Source organism: Segeticoccus rhizosphaerae, assembly GCF_005222685.1.
GTDB lineage: Bacteria > Actinomycetota > Actinomycetes > Actinomycetales > Dermatophilaceae > Segeticoccus > Segeticoccus rhizosphaerae.
On sequence record NZ_SWMA01000020.1, the window covers coordinates 33,433 to 49,048 of the forward strand.

A 15,616-nucleotide genomic window follows, 5' to 3' on the forward strand; every position below is an offset into this window, starting at 1 on the left:
ATGAGCCTCGCCTACCGTCTTCTCTACCGCGTCGGTTTCATGCCTTGGGACGCCAAGGACCCCGCGAGCCTGCACCAGATGTCTGCGCTGTTTGACCGGGAGGAGCGGGGCAGACCGGCGCCGTTCGGCCGCGCCCTCGACGTCGGCTGCGGGACCGGCGGCCCGTCGGTCGAGCTGGCCCGCCGTGGCTGGCAGGTGACCGGCGTGGACGCGGTGCCGCAAGCGCTCCGCCGGGCCCGCGAACGAGCCCGCGAAGCGGGGGTCGAAGTGGAGTTCGTCGAGGCTGACGTCACCCGGCTCCACGACCACGTCCGCGGCTCCTTCCGGTTCGCCATCGACGTCGGCTGCTTCCACGGGCTCGACGACGACCAGCGACGGGCCTACGGTCGCGAGCTGACCAGTGTCACGAGGGTCGACGCCGCCCTGTTGCTGATGGCGTTCAGCCCGGGACGGCGGGGTCCCCTGCCGCGCGGGGCGGACCGTGCCGGCATCGAGAGCGCGCTGCCCGGGTGGCAGATCACCGACGAGGAGCCGCTAGACATCAGCGCGGCTCGAGGTCTCGCAGCCAAGGCCTCACCTCGCTGGTATCGCCTGGCCCGAGTCTGAGCCGGTGCCGCTCGTCCGCGCCCCTGTTGCGCGTCGGGTCACGACGCGAACGTGCGGCCGGTGAGCGCCTCGTAGGCCTCCACGTACTTCGCCCGTGTCTGGTCCACGATCTCGTCCGGCAACGGCGGGGGCGCCGCACCGGAGCTCCTGTCCCACCCGCTCGCCGCAGAGGTCAGCCAGTCACGCACGAACTGCTTGTCGTATGACGGCTGGGTGCGACCCGGTTGCCACTGGTCAGCCGGCCAGAACCGGGACGAGTCGGGCGTCAGCACCTCGTCCGCGAGCACGACCGTCGGGTTGCCGTCATGGTCAGGGCTGGCGGCGTCCAGGCCGAACTCGACCTTGGTGTCGGCCAGCAGGATGCCGCGCGCGGCGGCGATCCCGTTTCCGCGGGCCAGGATCGCCGTGGTGAGGTCGCGCACCTGCGCGGCAAGCCGCGCACCCACCTCCTGCTCGACCTCGGCGAAGGTCATCGGCAGGTCGTGCTCGCCCAACGGGGCCTTGGTCGTCGGGGTGAAGATCGGCCCGGGCAGCCGGGACCCGTCCTCCAGGCCCTCGGGCAGCGGCACCCCGCACACGGACCCGTTCTGCCGGTAGTCCTCGAGCCCGCCGCCGGTGAGGTAGGCCCGGCCGATGCACTCCACCGGCAGCATCTCCAGCCGCCGGACCAGCAGCGCGCGGCCGGCGACTGCCGCAGGCACCTCGTCCGAGACGACGTGGTTGGGCACGAGGTCGGCCAGTTGCTCGAACCACCACAGCGACAGCTGGGTCAGCACGGCGCCCTTGTCGGGGATCTCCGACTCGAGGACGTGGTCGTAGGCCGAGATGCGGTTGGAGGCGACCAGCAGGAGCCGGTCCTGGCTCGGTGATCCTGTCGCGGGGTCGAGCGGCGCATACAGCTCGCGCACCTTGCCGGAGTAGACGTGGACGTAGCCGGGCAGGTCCAAAGGGACAGGAGGCGTCATGCCGGCGATTCTTGCAGCCGGGCACCCCGGACCCGCCCTCCGGTCGACTCGTCTGGGGCGACGACCCTCGAGAAGTTGCTGGGGATGGGCGTCACCGACGACGCGATCTCGGAGCAACGACGAGAGGGGGGTCAGCCGGCGACGGCGACCTCGCCGCGTTGGGCGGCCAGGGCGATGTCGGTGCGGTGGTGCGAGCCGTCGAGCTCGATCCGGTCGACCGCCGCGTAGGCGCGATGGCGGGCCTGCTCGAGGTCGTCGCCGAGGGCCACCACGGACAGGACGCGTCCGCCGGCCGACACGATGGCGCCGTCCTTGGCTCGGGCCGTGCCGGCGTGCAGCACGTAGGCGTCATCGCCCACCTCGTCCAGACCGTGGATCCGGCCGCCGGTGCGTGGCGACTGCGGATATCCCTTGGCGGCCACGACAACGGTGACGGCGTGCTGCTCGCGCCACCGCAGGGGTGGGACCTCGGCCAGGGCGCCCCGAGCAGTCGCCTGGAGCACAACGCCGAGCGGTGTCAGCAGCCGGGCCAGCACCACCTGGGTCTCCGGATCGCCGAAGCGGGCGTTGAACTCGACGACCTGGGGGCCGCGCGCCGTGATCGCCAGTCCCACGTAGAGCACTCCGGCAAACGGAGTGCCACGGCGCCGCATCTCGTCGATGGTGGGCTGCGCGATCCGGTCGACCACGTGCTGCGTCAAGCCCTCCGGCACCCAGTCCAGCGGTGAGTATGCCCCCATGCCACCGGTGTTGGGCCCTTCGTCGCCATCACCGACCCGCTTGAAGTCCTGCGCCGGAGCGAGGGGCACGACGGTGGTGCCGTCGGTGAGGCAGAACAGCGAGACCTCGGGGCCGTCCAGGAACTCCTCCACCACGACGGTCGAGCCCGGGCCCGCCAGGCAGTGGGCGGCGTGCGCGAGAGCCCGCGCGCGCTCGTCGGTCACGACGACGCCCTTGCCGCCTGCCAGGCCGTCGTCCTTGACCACGTGCGGGGCGCCGAACGCGTCGAGGGCGTCGGCAACCTGGTCGAGGCTGGTGCACACCCGAGACAAGGAGGTGGGCACGTCGGCTGCGGCCATGACCTCCTTGGCGAAGGCCTTGCTGCCCTCCAGCCGAGCCGCCTCGGCGGTCGGCCCGAAGCAGTCGATCCCGGCGGCGCGGACCGCGTCCGCGGCGCCGGCCACGAGCGGCGCCTCCGGCCCGATGACCACCAGGTCTGCGCCGACCTCCTGGGCGAGTGCCGCGATACCGGCTCCGTCCTCCGGACCGGCGGGGAGCTCTCGGCAGAGCGCGATGGCGTCGATCCCGGGGTTGCCGGGTGCGGCGACCACCGCGTCCACCGCGGGATCCGCGGCGAGCGCACGGACGAGGGCGTGCTCACGAGCACCTGAACCGATGACGAGGACCTTCACGCTGCCGAGCCTAGTGACCGGCCCGGGGACGGAGGAGTCGTGGTGTGCACGGCCCCCCCGGGAGGCAGGGGGGATATCTCCCGGGGGGACCGCGCCTCGAACACGGAGTCGCACGGTGGGGGGAACTGGCGACAGTGCACGTGCCCGACCGGTACGAGGACCGGCTCGACCCACGATGGCAGACCAGCGGCAGGGTGTGCAGCCGATTCCTGACGGAGCGGAGACAATGTCGGGAACCCGCCACATAGGGTGGGGCCATGGCACGCGACTCGACCGACACGGCAGCCCCCGCGGGCTCCCCCGGCAGGCCCGCGGGCCCGGCGGACGCACACGATCCGGTCGGCCCACCCCCGACAGCGGCGGCGCCCCACCTTCTGGACGAGCTGACCACCCGGGTCTACCTGGCCATCCTCCGGCAGAAGGACGCGACGCGGGCCCTGCTCGTGGCCCAGGGCATGACCGGCAAGCTGGTCGACCAAGCACTCGAAAGCCTGCTAGGTCGGGGGCTCATCCTGCAGCAGGAGGACGGCGTCTGGCTGCCCGTGGCACCCGACGTCGCGCTCCCGGCCTACGCTGCCGAGCTCGAACGGCAGGCCAGGGGGGTGCGCGCCTCGGCACACGAGCTCGCCGAGGTCTTCTACGCCGCTCACGGACGGGGACCACGCGGCGACCGGGGGGTCCAGGTCCTCAGCACCGTCGACGAGCTGCACAGCGCAACCGCTGACATCGTCGCCTCGGCGCGCACGTCGGTCGTCGCGATGCGGGACCTGTCACCCCGCACCCGCCAGCTGTTCGCCGGGCCGCTGGCCGCGCACCGGGAGCCGGGCTACTCCGCCGACGGCCAACCGCTCGAGTTCCGCAGCACGTATGTCGTGGACGTCCTCGACCTGCCCGACGCCCGTGACGTCCTGGTCGCACGCGTCGAGGGCGGGGAGTCCATCCGCTTCGTCCCGCGGGCCCCGTTCTCGGCGGTCGTGGTCGACGACACTGCTGCCGTCGTCGACGTGTCGGCCCACGACGAAACCGGCGCCGGCTCGCTGTTGGTGCGCTCACGTGCCCTGGTCCTCGCGATCTCTGCCACGGTCGAGCAGGCGTGGCGCCTCGGCTCGCCGCTGCACCGTGCGGTCGAGGACTCTCCCCTGGACGACCGCGACCACCAGATCATCACCCTGCTGGCCGCCGGCGCCTCGGACGCGACGATCGCCCGCCAGCTCGGGGTCTCCCAACGGACCGTGGAGCGACGGATGCGCGCGCTGATGGACCGGCTGGGGTCGCGCACGCGCTTCCAGGCCGGCATCACGGCCACGAAGCGCGGATGGGTCTGACCGGCCGATCAGCCGATCACCGGACAGTGACCTCATGCCCGCGCGGACGCGGCTAGACTCATGCGTTCGGCGTTTGAGAAACGGACGCCGGTCGCCTATCTCGTCGTCAGTCGTGCAGGGGAGCATGTGAGCGTTTCGGAACAGGTCACCGCGCAGTCGACCCCTCCCGAGGTCACCGCCGAGATCGCCGTGGAGCAGTCCCACGTCAACCGCGTCTACGCCGAGCTCGACAAGGCGACCGCCCGGGTGGACCTCGTCGAGGCGGAGGGTCTGTCCCGCGGTCGCACCGACCGCACGGGAGACATCCGCGACGAGGAGCTGACCGGCCTGTTCGAGCGGGACGCGCTCGTCTACAGCGCCGGCCGACGCCGCGCGAGCCTGGAGACGCAGTACGAGGGCCTGGTCTTCGGGCGCCTCGACCTCGAGCACGAGTCCCGCGACGGCGCGGAGCGCGAGGTGCGCTACGTGGGCCGCCTCGGGGTCCGGGACGACGACTACGAGCCGCTGGTCATCGACTGGCGGGCACCCGCCGCCGCCCCGTTCTACCGCGCGACACCGGTCGATCCGCTCGGCGTCCTGCGCCGCCGGGTCCTGCGCTGCCGTGGCCCCGAGGTGATCGGGATCGAGGACGACCTCATGGTGGTCGAACCGCCAGAGGACCTCGTCGTGGTCGGCGACGGCGCGCTCATGGCGGCCCTGACGCGCACCCGCGGCGAACGGATGCGCGACATCGTCGCCACCATCCAGCGACACCAGGACGAGGCGATCCGAGCGCCCGCCAAGGGGGTCACCGAGATCACGGGGGGCCCGGGCACGGGCAAGACCGTCGTCGCGCTGCACCGAGCGGCCTTCCTGTTGTATGCCGACCGGCGCCGCTACGAGGCCGGCGGCATCCTGGTGGTGGGCCCCTCGGCCGCCTACACGGCATACATCGAGCGGGTCCTGCCCTCCCTGGGTGAGGAGACCGTCACGTTGCGCTCGCTCGGCGACGTGCTCGACGGGATGACGGCCGTGCGTCTCGACTCGCCTGCCGCGGCAGCGATCAAGGGCTCATTGCGGATCCGGCGGGTCCTGGCCCGGGCGGCTCGTGACGTCATCCCCGGCGTCCCCCGGACGCTGCGCGCCTTCGTCGCGGGCCGCGCGATCCGGATCGACCAACCCGACCTGGCTCGGGTGCGCGACCAGGTGCTGCGGACGCATCAGCGCAACCTCGCCACCAGCGCGGCCGCACAGGGGCTCGCCGAGGTCGCGTGGGCGGGCGTCCGCAGCGGTGAACGTGCCGAGTTCATCGACAAGTTCGTCGATCACCCGGACGTGGAGGCCTTCCTGGAGCAGTGGTGGCGGCCGCTCGACCCCCGCGAGGTGCTGCTGTGGCTCGCCGACCGCGAGCGCCTCACCCGCTACGGCAGGGGCATCCTGTCGGCCGAGGAGGTCGAGGTGCTCGGCCGATCCATCGACCGGGCCCTCGAGACGGGCGCGTGGTCGGTCGCCGACGCCGCGCTGATCGACGACCTCGCGGCCCGGCTCGGGCCGATCCGGGAGGTGCGCTCGGAGGAGCGCGGCTTCTACGAGATCGAGGAGCTCGACGACGCCTCGCCGTACCACGTCTCACCGGTCGGCGCGCGCGGCACGGGACTCGAACCCGCCACGGCGCGTGGGGAGTTCACCCCGCAGGACCGCCGGGCCCGGCTGCTGCAGGGCCGCCTGGAGAAGCCGGCGGAGTATGCCCACGTGCTCGTGGACGAGGCGCAGGACCTGTCGCCCATGCAGTGGCGGATGCTCGGACGGCGCGGCCGGTGGTCGTCGTGGACGGTGGTCGGTGACGCGGCGCAGAGCTCCTGGCCCGACGGGGACGAGGCCGCCACGGCCCGCGAGGAGGCATTCGGCAGCAAGCTCCGCCAGCGCTTCCACATGGACACCAACTACCGCAACGCGCAGGAGATCTTCGACTACGCCGCGCGCGTGGTGCGCGAGCAGGTGCCGGACGCCGACATCCCCCGGGCGGTCCGCGACACGGGCGTCGAGCCGGTCGAGGAGACGGTCGCGCCCTCGAGGCTGGCCGAGGCAGCCGGCAAGGCGGTGGTGCGGCTGCTCGGCGAGGTCGAGGGATCGATCGCGGTCGTCACACCGGCGCGCTGGGCCGCCGACCTGGCCACGGTCCACGACGACCGGCGCGTGGTCGTGGTCGACCCGATGTCGACCAAGGGCCTGGAGTACGACGCGACGGTGATCGTCGACCCCGACGAGATCACCCGAGAGTCACCCGGCGGCGTGCGGGTGCTCTACGTCGCGCTGACCCGTGCCGCCCACCGGATGGCCGTCCTGCGCGTCGAGGGGTGACACCGGAGCCGGCCTGCCGCGCCCCACGACCTCGGGCGGTGGCGTGTCGGGTCGTGGCGTGTCGGGTCAGAGACAGCTCGCCGCTGCTGCAGGGGTGGTCGGGTCAGTGGCCGAGCAGCGCCTTGGTCCGGTCGAGGCCGACCGCCAGCAACAGCGTGGGCAGCCGCGGCCCGGTCTCCTTGCCGATGAGCAGCCGGTAGACCAGCTTGAAGAACTCGCGCTGGGCCTTCGACAGCTCGGGGTCGCGCAGCTTGGCGTCGGCCTCGATGTCGCGCAACACCTTGGGCACGCCGTAGACCTGGGTCGTGAGGCCGTCGAGCGACCAGGCGTCATCGAGCCTCGGCAGCGCAGGATCCGCGTGGCCCTCGAGCAGGACGCGCAGCTCCTCGCGCTCGGATTCGCCGATCCCGGTGAGCAGCTCGGCGTCGGGCTCGGCCCGGACACGCGTGCGGTCCTCCGCGGCCACCTGCGTGTCGACCCAGTTCTCGGCGCAGGTCAGACGCGGACGTGCCTCGTCCAGCGACGCCAGCGGGTCGTCGGGGTCGAGCTCCGACAGGATCCGCAGCGTCTGGTCGTCGTGGCCGGTGGTGATGTCGACCACGGACGCGAGGGTGCGGAACGGCAGCGGGTGGGGCGTGCGGGCCAGCTCGCCTGCCGCGGTCGAGCTCGCCCGCTGGTATGCCGCCAGGTCACCCGGCTGCGCCGAGTCGCCGGTGACCTTGCGCACCAAGGCATCCCACTCGTCATACAGGCGCTGGATCTCCTGACCGAAGGAGATGTCGAACGACTGGGACGGCTTGCGCCGGGCATAGAGCCACCGCAGGATCGCCGGCTCCATGATCTCCAGCGCCTCCGCGGGGGTCGGGACTCCCCCCTTGGACGAGCTCATCTTGGCCATCCCCTTGATGCCGACGAAGGCATACATCGGTCCGACGGGGCGCTCGCCACCGAAGATCTCGCGGACCAGCTGCCCACCCACCACGAAGGACGAGCCGGGTGACTGGTGGTCGACCCCAGAGGGCTCGAAGACGACGCCCTCGTAGGCCCACCGCATGGGCCAGTCGACCTTCCAGACCAGCTTGCCGTGGTTGCTCTCCGAGAGCAGCACGGTGCGTCCGTGCCCGCAGGCGCAGGTGTAGGTGAGCGCGGTGGTCTCGTCGTCGTAGGCCGTGACCGTCGTCGTGTCGCGCTGGCAGACGTCGCAGTAGGGCTTGTAGGGGTAGTAGCCGGTCGCGGCGGTGCCGTCGTCCTCGCTGGCCGCGCCAGAGCCCTCGGCTGCCTCGGCCGCGGCGGCCTCCTGGTCCGCGTCGAGCTTCTTCGCCTGCCCCGCCACGACGGCGGCCGGGTCGGCCGCCTTGGTGCGGTAGCGACCGAGGACCTCGTCGATGTGGGCCCGCTCGCGCATGGCGTGCAGGATCTGCTCGCGGTAGGCGCCGGAGGTGTACTGCTGTGTCTGGCTGATGCCGCGGAACTCGATGCCCATCCGGGTCAGCGCGTCGACGAGCGGGGCCTTGAAGTGCTCGGCCCAACTGTCGTGCGCGCTGCCGGGAGGCGGCGGGACGGAGGTCAGCGGCTTGCCGATGTGCTGGTTCCAGGACTCGTCCACCCCGACGCCGAACGGCACCTTGCGGAAGCGGTCGTAGTCGTCCCACGACATGATGTGCTCGCAGGCGATCCCGCGCCGCTTGATCTCGTCGGCGACCAGGTGCGGCGTGATGACCTCGCGAAGGTTGCCCAGGTGGACCGGCCCGGAGGGGCTGATGCCCGAGGCGCAGACGATCGTGTCCATGCCGCGGCGCTTCGCCTCGACCACGACCTCGTCCGCGAGCCGCGAGACCCAGTCGCCGTCGATGCCCCGGTCGGTGCCCGCGCTCGCGGCGACCGTGTCTGCGTTCCGCGCCGTGTCCGTCATACTCCTCATCCTCCCAAACCACGTTGCCCGCCCTGCGCCCGCGCCGCGCGCCGGTGCTCCGCGTGCTCCGTGCCGGCCGCTTTGCTCGCGTGAGGCCGCTTTGCTCGCGTGAGGCCGCTTCCGACCCGCTGGACACCGGCTTGACGCGAGCAAACCGGGTTGGACCGAGCACAGGTCAGTCGTGGCCGAGCAGGGAGTGGCGTTCGATGACCTCGTCGCGCCCCGGGCCGACACCGATCACCGAGACCCGGGCCCCGACCTGCCCTTCGACGAACTCGACGTAGGCCCGGCAGTTGGCCGGCAGCTCGTCATAGCTGCGACAGCCCGAGATGTCGGACTTCCACCCCGGCAGCACCTCGTAGATCGGCTTCGCATGGTGGAAGTCGGTCTGGGTCATCGGCATCTCGTCGTGCCGCACCCCGTCGACGTCATAGGCCACGCAGACCGGGATCTCGTCGAAGGTGTCGAGGTTGTCGAGCTTGGTGATCACGAAGTCGGTGACACCGTTGATCCGCGCGGCGTAGCGCCCGATCACGGTGTCCAGCCAGCCGATCCGCCTCGGTCGTCCCGTCGTGGTGCCGAACTCGCGGCCTATCTCCCGCAACCGGTCACCGACCTCGTCGTGCAGCTCGGTCGGGAACGGCCCCTCCCCCACCCTGGTCGTGAACGCCTTGAGGATCGCGGTGACCCGGTCGATCCGCGTGGGCGGCACGCCGGCCCCGGTGCAGGCGCCCGCCGAGATCGCGTTGGACGAAGTGACGAACGGGTAGGTCCCGTGGTCGACGTCCAGCAGCGTCGCCTGGCCGGCCTCGAAGAGCACGTTCTTGCCCTCGTCCAGCGCCTTGGCGAGGACCAGCGAGGTGTCGGCCACCATCGGACGCAACCGGTCGGCATACCGGAGGAACTCAGCCATGACCTCGTCCACCTCGACGGCGCGACGGTTGTAGACCTTGAGCAGCATCTGGTTCTTGACGTCGAGTGCGGCCTCGACCTTCTGCCGCAGGATCGACTCGTCGTAGAGGTCCTGGACCCGGATGCCGATCCGGCTCATCTTGTCGGCATATGTGGGGCCGATCCCCCGGCCGGTGGTGCCGAGCTTGCGCGACCCGAGGAACCGCTCGGTGACCTTGTCGAGCACCCGGTTGTAGGGCGCGATGAGGTGTGCGTTGGCGCTCACGACGAGCGTGCTGGTGTCGATCCCGCGCGCCTCGAGCGCGTCGATCTCCTCGAACAGCACGCCGAGGTCGACGACGACGCCGTTGCCGATGACCGGGATGCAGCCCGGCGTGAGGATGCCGCTGGGCAGCAGGTGCAGGGCGTACTTCTCGCCGTCGATGACGACCGTGTGACCGGCGTTGTTGCCGCCGTTGAACTTCACGACATAGTCGAGCCTGCTCCCCAGCAGGTCCGTCGCCTTGCCCTTGCCCTCGTCGCCCCACTGGGCTCCCACCAGCACGATCGCCGGCATCCCGGCCACCCACCTTCTCGTCGCTGCACGCGTGTGCGTTCCGCGCCCGGTCGTCGGTGTCGCAGGCACGACGCGAGCCCCGCTCGCCGCAGGGCCCGTGCGGCCAAAGGTTACCGGGTGCGCCCCTGGTGCTGCGTCGTCGTTCACCAGCCGGTATGCCGTGCACCAGCCCCTCCCCCACCACTTCCGTATGCCGCGCGGCCCCTGGGTCAGCGCAGGATGTCGCCGTCCAGCAGGTGCCGCCGTTGCGCCGCGGCGCCGAGCTGGAACCGCGAGTCGACCCCCAGCTCGTCCATCAGCCGGGAGACCCGCCGTCGCACCGTGCGCACGCCCCAGCCCAGGTAGCGGGCGATCGCCTCGTCCTTGAACCCGCTGCCGAGCATCCCCAGCAGCCGGCGGTCGTCGGCGGAGGCGTCGGAGCCGTCGTGCACCGGGAGCGCCAGCCGCCAGGCCTGGTCGAAGACGGTGCTGAATGCCTGCACCAGCATGGCGTCGCGGATGACGACGTAGCCGCCCGTGGGCGCGCCCCACTCGACGGCCGCCATCACGGCGTTGGACCCGAAGACCGCGAAGTCGTGCGGTGGGCGTTCCATCACCCGCTGCTGCTCACCGACCCGGGCCCAGGAGTGCATCCAGTCGCGACCGTTCGGGTCGGACAGGGCCACCATGGGATAGAGGGTCCGCTGCTCCCGTCCGGCGATCAGCGCCGACTGCGTCGTGCGCACGGCGTCGTGGTCGAGGCCGGGTCCGATGTCCAGGCTCTGCACGCACGACCGGATCAGGCCGCCCGTGGTGCGCGAGAGGTATTCCACGACGCTGGGGGCCACCTCGGGCGCGACCGTCTCCCAACCCGTGACGGGGTGTCTCGCTCCGGCTTGCCCGAAGCTGTGGTCCTCGGTGAACTGGCTGATCGCCCCCCGGGCGGCGGCCAGCTCACGGCGTCGGTCGTCAAGGCGGGCCTCCTCCGCATCGATCAGCCGCTCGAGCGCGGCGCGGGGATGGTCCACCTGGATCGTGCCGTCGGGCCGGTGCCGCACCAGGCCCGCGGTCAGCAGCTCCTCCAGCGCCTCGGCCGCGTCGATCTCGCGCCACCCGAGCTCGGTCGCGTGTCCTGCCAGGTCGGTGGAGGTGGCCCGCAGGACTCGGCGGTAGAGCGACTCGGCGCGAGGCGAGACGTTGAGGACGGCGAGTTGACCCTTCATTTCGTGGCATTTTATGGACATTGGCAATGTTGTGCCACCATCCGGTCACTTCACACGGCATCATGGTCCCCGCCGTGCGGACGTGGCAGGGGAACATCCGAGCACGGCGGCGGACGGCCCCCGGCCGGACGTGAGATGCAGGGGGCGGTGCCGGGAGCCGGGATCCCACGCGGGTCCCGGGCCCCGGCACCACTGCGTCGCCGGAGGCCACCGGACGCTGCACCCATCGGGGGATGCAGTGTGCCCGGTCTCGGGTTCACTCGCACCACCCAACCCGCGGGCCGGTTCGGACGTCGGAGGGGGCACCAGCAGCACCCGTCGATGAGGGAGCGACCTTCCATGGCCACCCGCCCACGCCTCGCAGTCCTCGCGCTCGCCGCGAGCGCAAGCCTCGGGCTCATCACCGCCTGCGGGACTGCCACTGAGGCCGGAAACGGATCCACCGGATCACCGGCACCCGTCGCGAGCGGTGAGCCGGCCCCCGGCACCGCCCCGAGCAGCCCGGCCGCTGCCAGCACTGCTGGCGCGCCGACACCGGCCCCCAGCGCATCGAGCCTTCCCGCCAGCAGTCCCGCGTCGCCCAGCACGTCGTCGAGCACGTCGGCCCGGACGGCGGCGCCCAGCAACCCGTTGGCGCCCGCCACCCATCCGGCGCCTGCCCTGCCGGGCGACGCCACGGCATACGCCGACGATCTGGTCCGTGCCTGGGGCGCGGGGCGTCGCGCCGACGCTTCGCGCTATGCCACCAGCGGCGCGGTCCGGGCACTGTTCTCCCACGCAGACCCGGGCGGCAAGCACTGGAAGCGGGTCGGGGCGCAGGGTGCCGCCGGAACGATCTACGTCTCCTACCGCGACGAGGCCAGCGGCGACCGGGTGACCCTCGCGGTCGGCAACGCGGCCGTGGCCGAGCACCAGCGGCACGCGGTGCGCGAGGCTCGCTTCGGCTGAACCGTCCGGACCGTCCGGACCGTCCGGACCGTCCGGACCGAGTTTCGCCCGGGCCAGGGCGTGAGGTGCCTCACCCAATAAACACGGGACACTTCGGATAAATCGGATCTAGCCTCAGCAGGTCAACAGCTTGGCGGCGTCACCGAGGAGGATCGGCATGGGCTCGCGGCTCGATCCCCGCCCACCGGACACCGCCAACAGCACGCCCGCAGGGACCCCGCCGGCCGACTCCGAGCGCCTCCTGCGGGTCCTGATCCGGGCCCTGCGTGGGCTCGGCGAGGCCGGGGACCCCGACCAGGCCAGCCGCCTCGCGGCCCGGGCCTGGTCGGAGGTCCGCCACTCGAACCCGGCCGCGGCAGAGCGGCTCAACGGCACGATGCACTACCTCGCGCGGCTGCCGGACCCGACGAACACCCCACACCTGGGCCACTCGGCCCCGGACCGCACACCGCAAGGAGACTGACCATGCCCGAAGCAGACCAGCAGCTCGACGTCCGCACCGAGCTCCCGGCCCGACGCCACCAGCTGATCTTCGAGACCTACCACGCACTCGACGCGGGCCAGGGCTTCGTGCTCGTCAACGACCACGACCCGAAGCCGCTGTACTACCAGTTCGCCGCGGAGCACGAGGGCCAGTTCAGCTGGGACTACCTCGAGGAGGGCCCGGAGACCTGGCGCGTTCGCATCGGCCGCGTCGCGGCCTGAGATGGCCTTCTGGACCCGTGAGCGCGGCGGGTCCCCGATCCCGCCATCGCCGGACCTCCCGGCGGGTGACGGCTCCAACGGGGCCACGCCGTTGTCGGTCAGCGGCTGGCTGCAGGACAAGCCGGACGTGCAGATGCTCCAGGACCTCCTGCACGGCGTCATCGATCCCGAGATCGGCGTCAACATCGTCGACCTCGGGCTCGTCTACGGCATCCGGGTCTCGTCCGACGGGGTCGCCCTCGTCCGGATGACCCTGACCACCCCCGGCTGCCCACTCAGCGCCTACATGGACGACGCCGTGCGCGGTGCCCTGTGGGGTGCCCCGGGAGTGAGCGACGTCGACCTGCAGATCATCTGGGAGCCGCCCTGGAGCACGGACATGATGAGCCACCGGGCCAAGCAGGAGCTCGGGTGGGAGCGGTGACCGTCCCGACCATCGGACTGACCACCAGCCGGGGCCGACGGGCCGGATGGGTGGCGCCGTTGATGATCGGCGCCGTCGTGATCCTGCTCGCCGCGCTCTGGTCCGGCCTGGTCCACCTCGGGCTGCCGCTGCCGAGCGGCGGCACCAGCCTGCACGAGGGCCACGGGCCGATGATGATCCTCGGCTTCCTCGGCACCGTCATCGCGCTCGAGCGCGCCGTCGCGCTGGGTGCCGCCTGGGCCTACCTCGGCCCGGCGGCCGCGGCGATCGGTGGTCTCGGCGTCCTCGTGGCGATCCCGGACGGCATACCGGCCCTGTTGGTCACCATCGGCGGTGTCGTGCTGGTCGCCGTCTTCGTGGCGATCGACCGGATCCAGCGCTCGCTGCACAACGTGGTGCTGGCCTCCGGGGCCGTGTGCTGGGTCGTCGCCGGCTGCCTGTGGCTCGCGGGGTGGGAGGTCTACCGGTTCCTGCCCTGGATGGCGGGCTTCCTCGTGCTCACCATCACCGGGGAGCGGCTCGAGCTGTCCCGACTGACCGGGTCGTCGACGCGAGCGCACCGGGTGTTCGCGGTGGCCGCCCTGGTCTTTGCGGCCGGACTGGTCGTCTCCACCGTCGCCGAGCAGACGGGCGTCCGGATCGCGGGCGTCGGCGCGCTCGCGCTGGCCGCCTGGCTGAGCCGCTACGACCTCGCCCGCCGCACCGTGCGCACCAGCGGCCTGACCCGCTACATGGCGGTCGCGCTGCTGTCCGGCTACGCCTGGCTGGCCACGACCGGGGTGCTCTGGATCGTGTTCGGCCACATGACCAAGGCGATATCGCACCAGGCGTCGTATGACGCGATGCTGCACGCGCTCTTCCTCGGCTTCGTGATCTCGATGATCTTCGCGCACGCGCCGGTCATCGTGCCCTCGGTGCTCGGGCGGCCACTGCCCTACTCCCGCGTGCTCTACCTGCCGCTCGCGCTGCTGCACCTGTCGCTGCTGCTGCGGCTCATCGCCGGCGACGGGCTGGACAACACGGCGGCGTGGCAGTGGGGCGGGATCCTCAACGAGGTGGCGCTGCTGCTGTTCATGGGCCTGGCGGCCTACCAGCTGTTCGTGCGCAAGGCGCCCCAACCGGCAGCGGCGCCAACCCGTTCCGGCCCCGGCTGACGCAGCTCAGAGGCCAAGGTCCTTGGCGATGATGACCTTCATGATCTCGCTGGACCCGCCGTAGATCCGCGAGACGCGGGCGTCCGCATACATCCGGGCGATCGGGTACTCCAGCATGTAGCCGTAACCGCCGTGCAACTGCAGGCAGGCGTCCATGACCTCGCCCTCCAGCTCGGTGGTGAACAGCTTGGTCCGCGCGGCGTCAGCGCCCGACAGCGTGCCCGCGTCGAGCTCCTCCAGCGCCCGGTCGAGCAGGTGCCGGCCCGCCTCCACCTTGGCGGAGAGGTCGGCCAGGACGAACTTGGTGTTCTGGAACGACGCGACCGGCGTGCCGAAAGCCTTGCGCTCCAAGGTGTATGCCGTGGTGAGCTCGATCGCCCGCTCGCTCGCCGCCTGCGCGTGGACGGCGATGGACAGCCGCTCCTGCGGCAGGTTGGCCGTGAGCTGGTCGAACGCGGCCCCCTCGTCGCCGAGCCGGTTGGCGACCGGCACCCGCACGTCCTGGAACGACAGCTCCGCGGTGTCCTGCGAGCGCAGGCCCAGCTTGTCCAGCTTCCGGCCGCGGGTGAACCCCGGCATGCCCTCCTCGACCACGAGCAGGGTGAGGCCGGCTCGGCGGTCCTTCGCGTCGCGCGCCGTGCGGGCCACCACGACGACGAGGTCGGCCTGGATGCCGCCGGTGATGAAGGTCTTGGCGCCGGAGAGGACGTAGTCGTCTCCGGCGCGGACCGCCGTCGTCGAGATGCCGGCCAGGTCCGAACCGGTCCCGGGCTCGGTCATCGCGATCGCCGAGACCGATTCTCCCGACACGAATCCGGGGAACCAGCGCTCCTGCTGCTCGCGGTTCGCATAGTGCAGGAAGTAGGGCAGCACCACGTTGAGGTGCAGCTGCACCGCGCCGGCCGAGGCCCCGCTGCGTGCGACCTCCTCACCGAAGATCGCGTTGTAGCGATAGCTGCTCTCGCCACCGCCCCCGAACTCCTCCGGCACCTGCACACCGGTGACGCCCAGGGCGCCCAGCTCGGCATACAGGCTCTTGGGGGTCAGCCCCGCGCGCTCCCACTCCGGGGTGCGCGGCAGGACCTTGTCCTCGAGGTAGGCGCGCACCATCTCGCGGAACGCCCGCTCCTCGTCCGTGCTCGACCGGCCCCGCAC

At 71.8% G+C, this 15,616-nt stretch carries 14 protein-coding genes; 8 read left to right on the plus strand and 6 right to left on the minus strand.

Annotated elements, in window-relative coordinates:
* A complete protein-coding gene (locus FCN22_RS13765) occupies window positions 1-606 on the plus strand; it encodes a class I SAM-dependent methyltransferase (RefSeq protein WP_137122136.1) in 606 nt (201 codons plus the stop codon).
* A gap of 38 nt (window positions 607-644) precedes the next feature.
* Here FCN22_RS13765 and FCN22_RS13770 read toward each other — a convergent pair whose 3' ends face one another.
* Entirely contained in the window at window positions 645-1,571 is a 927-nt protein-coding gene (locus FCN22_RS13770) for a phosphoribosylaminoimidazolesuccinocarboxamide synthase (protein WP_137122137.1), read from the minus strand.
* 131 nt (window positions 1,572-1,702) lie between these two features.
* Window positions 1,703-2,983: a phosphoribosylamine--glycine ligase gene (purD, locus tag FCN22_RS13775; RefSeq protein ID WP_137122138.1), complete on the minus strand. Its 1,281-nt coding sequence runs from the start codon at window positions 2,981-2,983 to the stop codon at window positions 1,703-1,705.
* A 257-nt stretch (window positions 2,984-3,240) separates the two neighbouring features.
* Between purD and FCN22_RS13780 the strand changes: the two genes are divergently transcribed.
* Both FCN22_RS13780 and FCN22_RS13785 read left to right on the plus strand, forming a co-directional pair.
* On the plus strand, window positions 3,241-4,308 hold the full coding sequence (locus FCN22_RS13780; RefSeq protein WP_137122139.1) for a helix-turn-helix transcriptional regulator: 1,068 nt from the start codon (window positions 3,241-3,243) through the stop codon (window positions 4,306-4,308).
* A gap of 60 nt (window positions 4,309-4,368) precedes the next feature.
* Window positions 4,369-6,648 (plus strand): HelD family protein, encoded by a 2,280-nt coding sequence (locus FCN22_RS13785; RefSeq protein ID WP_137122140.1) that lies wholly within the window; start codon window positions 4,369-4,371, stop codon window positions 6,646-6,648.
* Between the two features lie 103 nt (window positions 6,649-6,751).
* On the opposite strand, the gene lysS is transcribed toward FCN22_RS13785, so the two are convergent.
* The 3 genes from lysS to FCN22_RS13800 all read right to left on the minus strand — a co-directional run bounded on the left by lysS (window position 6,752) and on the right by FCN22_RS13800 (window position 11,230).
* Window positions 6,752-8,560: a lysine--tRNA ligase gene (lysS, locus tag FCN22_RS13790; RefSeq protein WP_137122141.1), complete on the minus strand. Its 1,809-nt coding sequence runs from the start codon at window positions 8,558-8,560 to the stop codon at window positions 6,752-6,754.
* A gap of 175 nt (window positions 8,561-8,735) precedes the next feature.
* Entirely contained in the window at window positions 8,736-10,028 is a 1,293-nt protein-coding gene (locus FCN22_RS13795) for an adenylosuccinate synthase (protein ID WP_137122142.1), read from the minus strand.
* 209 nt (window positions 10,029-10,237) lie between these two features.
* Window positions 10,238-11,230, minus strand: a complete 993-nt coding sequence (locus FCN22_RS13800; RefSeq protein ID WP_137122143.1) for a hypothetical protein — start codon at window positions 11,228-11,230, stop codon at window positions 10,238-10,240.
* Between the two features lie 339 nt (window positions 11,231-11,569).
* Between FCN22_RS13800 and FCN22_RS13805 the strand changes: the two genes are divergently transcribed.
* The 5 genes from FCN22_RS13805 (at window position 11,570) to FCN22_RS13825 (ending at window position 14,461) form a co-directional block, all read left to right on the plus strand.
* Window positions 11,570-12,178: a hypothetical protein gene (locus FCN22_RS13805; RefSeq protein ID WP_137122144.1), complete on the plus strand. Its 609-nt coding sequence runs from the start codon at window positions 11,570-11,572 to the stop codon at window positions 12,176-12,178.
* Window positions 12,179-12,335: 157 nt separating this feature from the next.
* Window positions 12,336-12,641: a hypothetical protein gene (locus tag FCN22_RS13810; protein WP_137122145.1), complete on the plus strand. Its 306-nt coding sequence runs from the start codon at window positions 12,336-12,338 to the stop codon at window positions 12,639-12,641.
* A gap of 2 nt (window positions 12,642-12,643) precedes the next feature.
* On the plus strand, window positions 12,644-12,883 hold the full coding sequence (locus FCN22_RS13815) for a DUF2249 domain-containing protein (RefSeq protein WP_137122146.1): 240 nt from the start codon (window positions 12,644-12,646) through the stop codon (window positions 12,881-12,883).
* A gap of 1 nt (window position 12,884) precedes the next feature.
* Window positions 12,885-13,307 carry a metal-sulfur cluster assembly factor gene (locus tag FCN22_RS13820; protein WP_238384734.1) on the plus strand — a complete coding sequence of 141 codons (423 nt, stop codon included), beginning with the start codon at window positions 12,885-12,887 and terminating at the stop codon, window positions 13,305-13,307.
* The gene (locus FCN22_RS13825; protein WP_137122147.1) at window positions 13,304-14,461 is read left to right on the plus strand and encodes a DUF8744 domain-containing protein; all 1,158 of its coding nucleotides are present in this window, start codon (window positions 13,304-13,306) and stop codon (window positions 14,459-14,461) included. The genes FCN22_RS13820 and FCN22_RS13825 overlap by 4 nt, the downstream gene beginning before the upstream one ends.
* 6 nt (window positions 14,462-14,467) lie before the next feature.
* Here the strand turns inward: FCN22_RS13825 and FCN22_RS13830 are convergent, their stop codons facing one another.
* The gene (locus tag FCN22_RS13830; protein ID WP_238384735.1) at window positions 14,468-15,616 is read right to left on the minus strand and encodes an acyl-CoA dehydrogenase family protein; all 1,149 of its coding nucleotides are present in this window, start codon (window positions 15,614-15,616) and stop codon (window positions 14,468-14,470) included.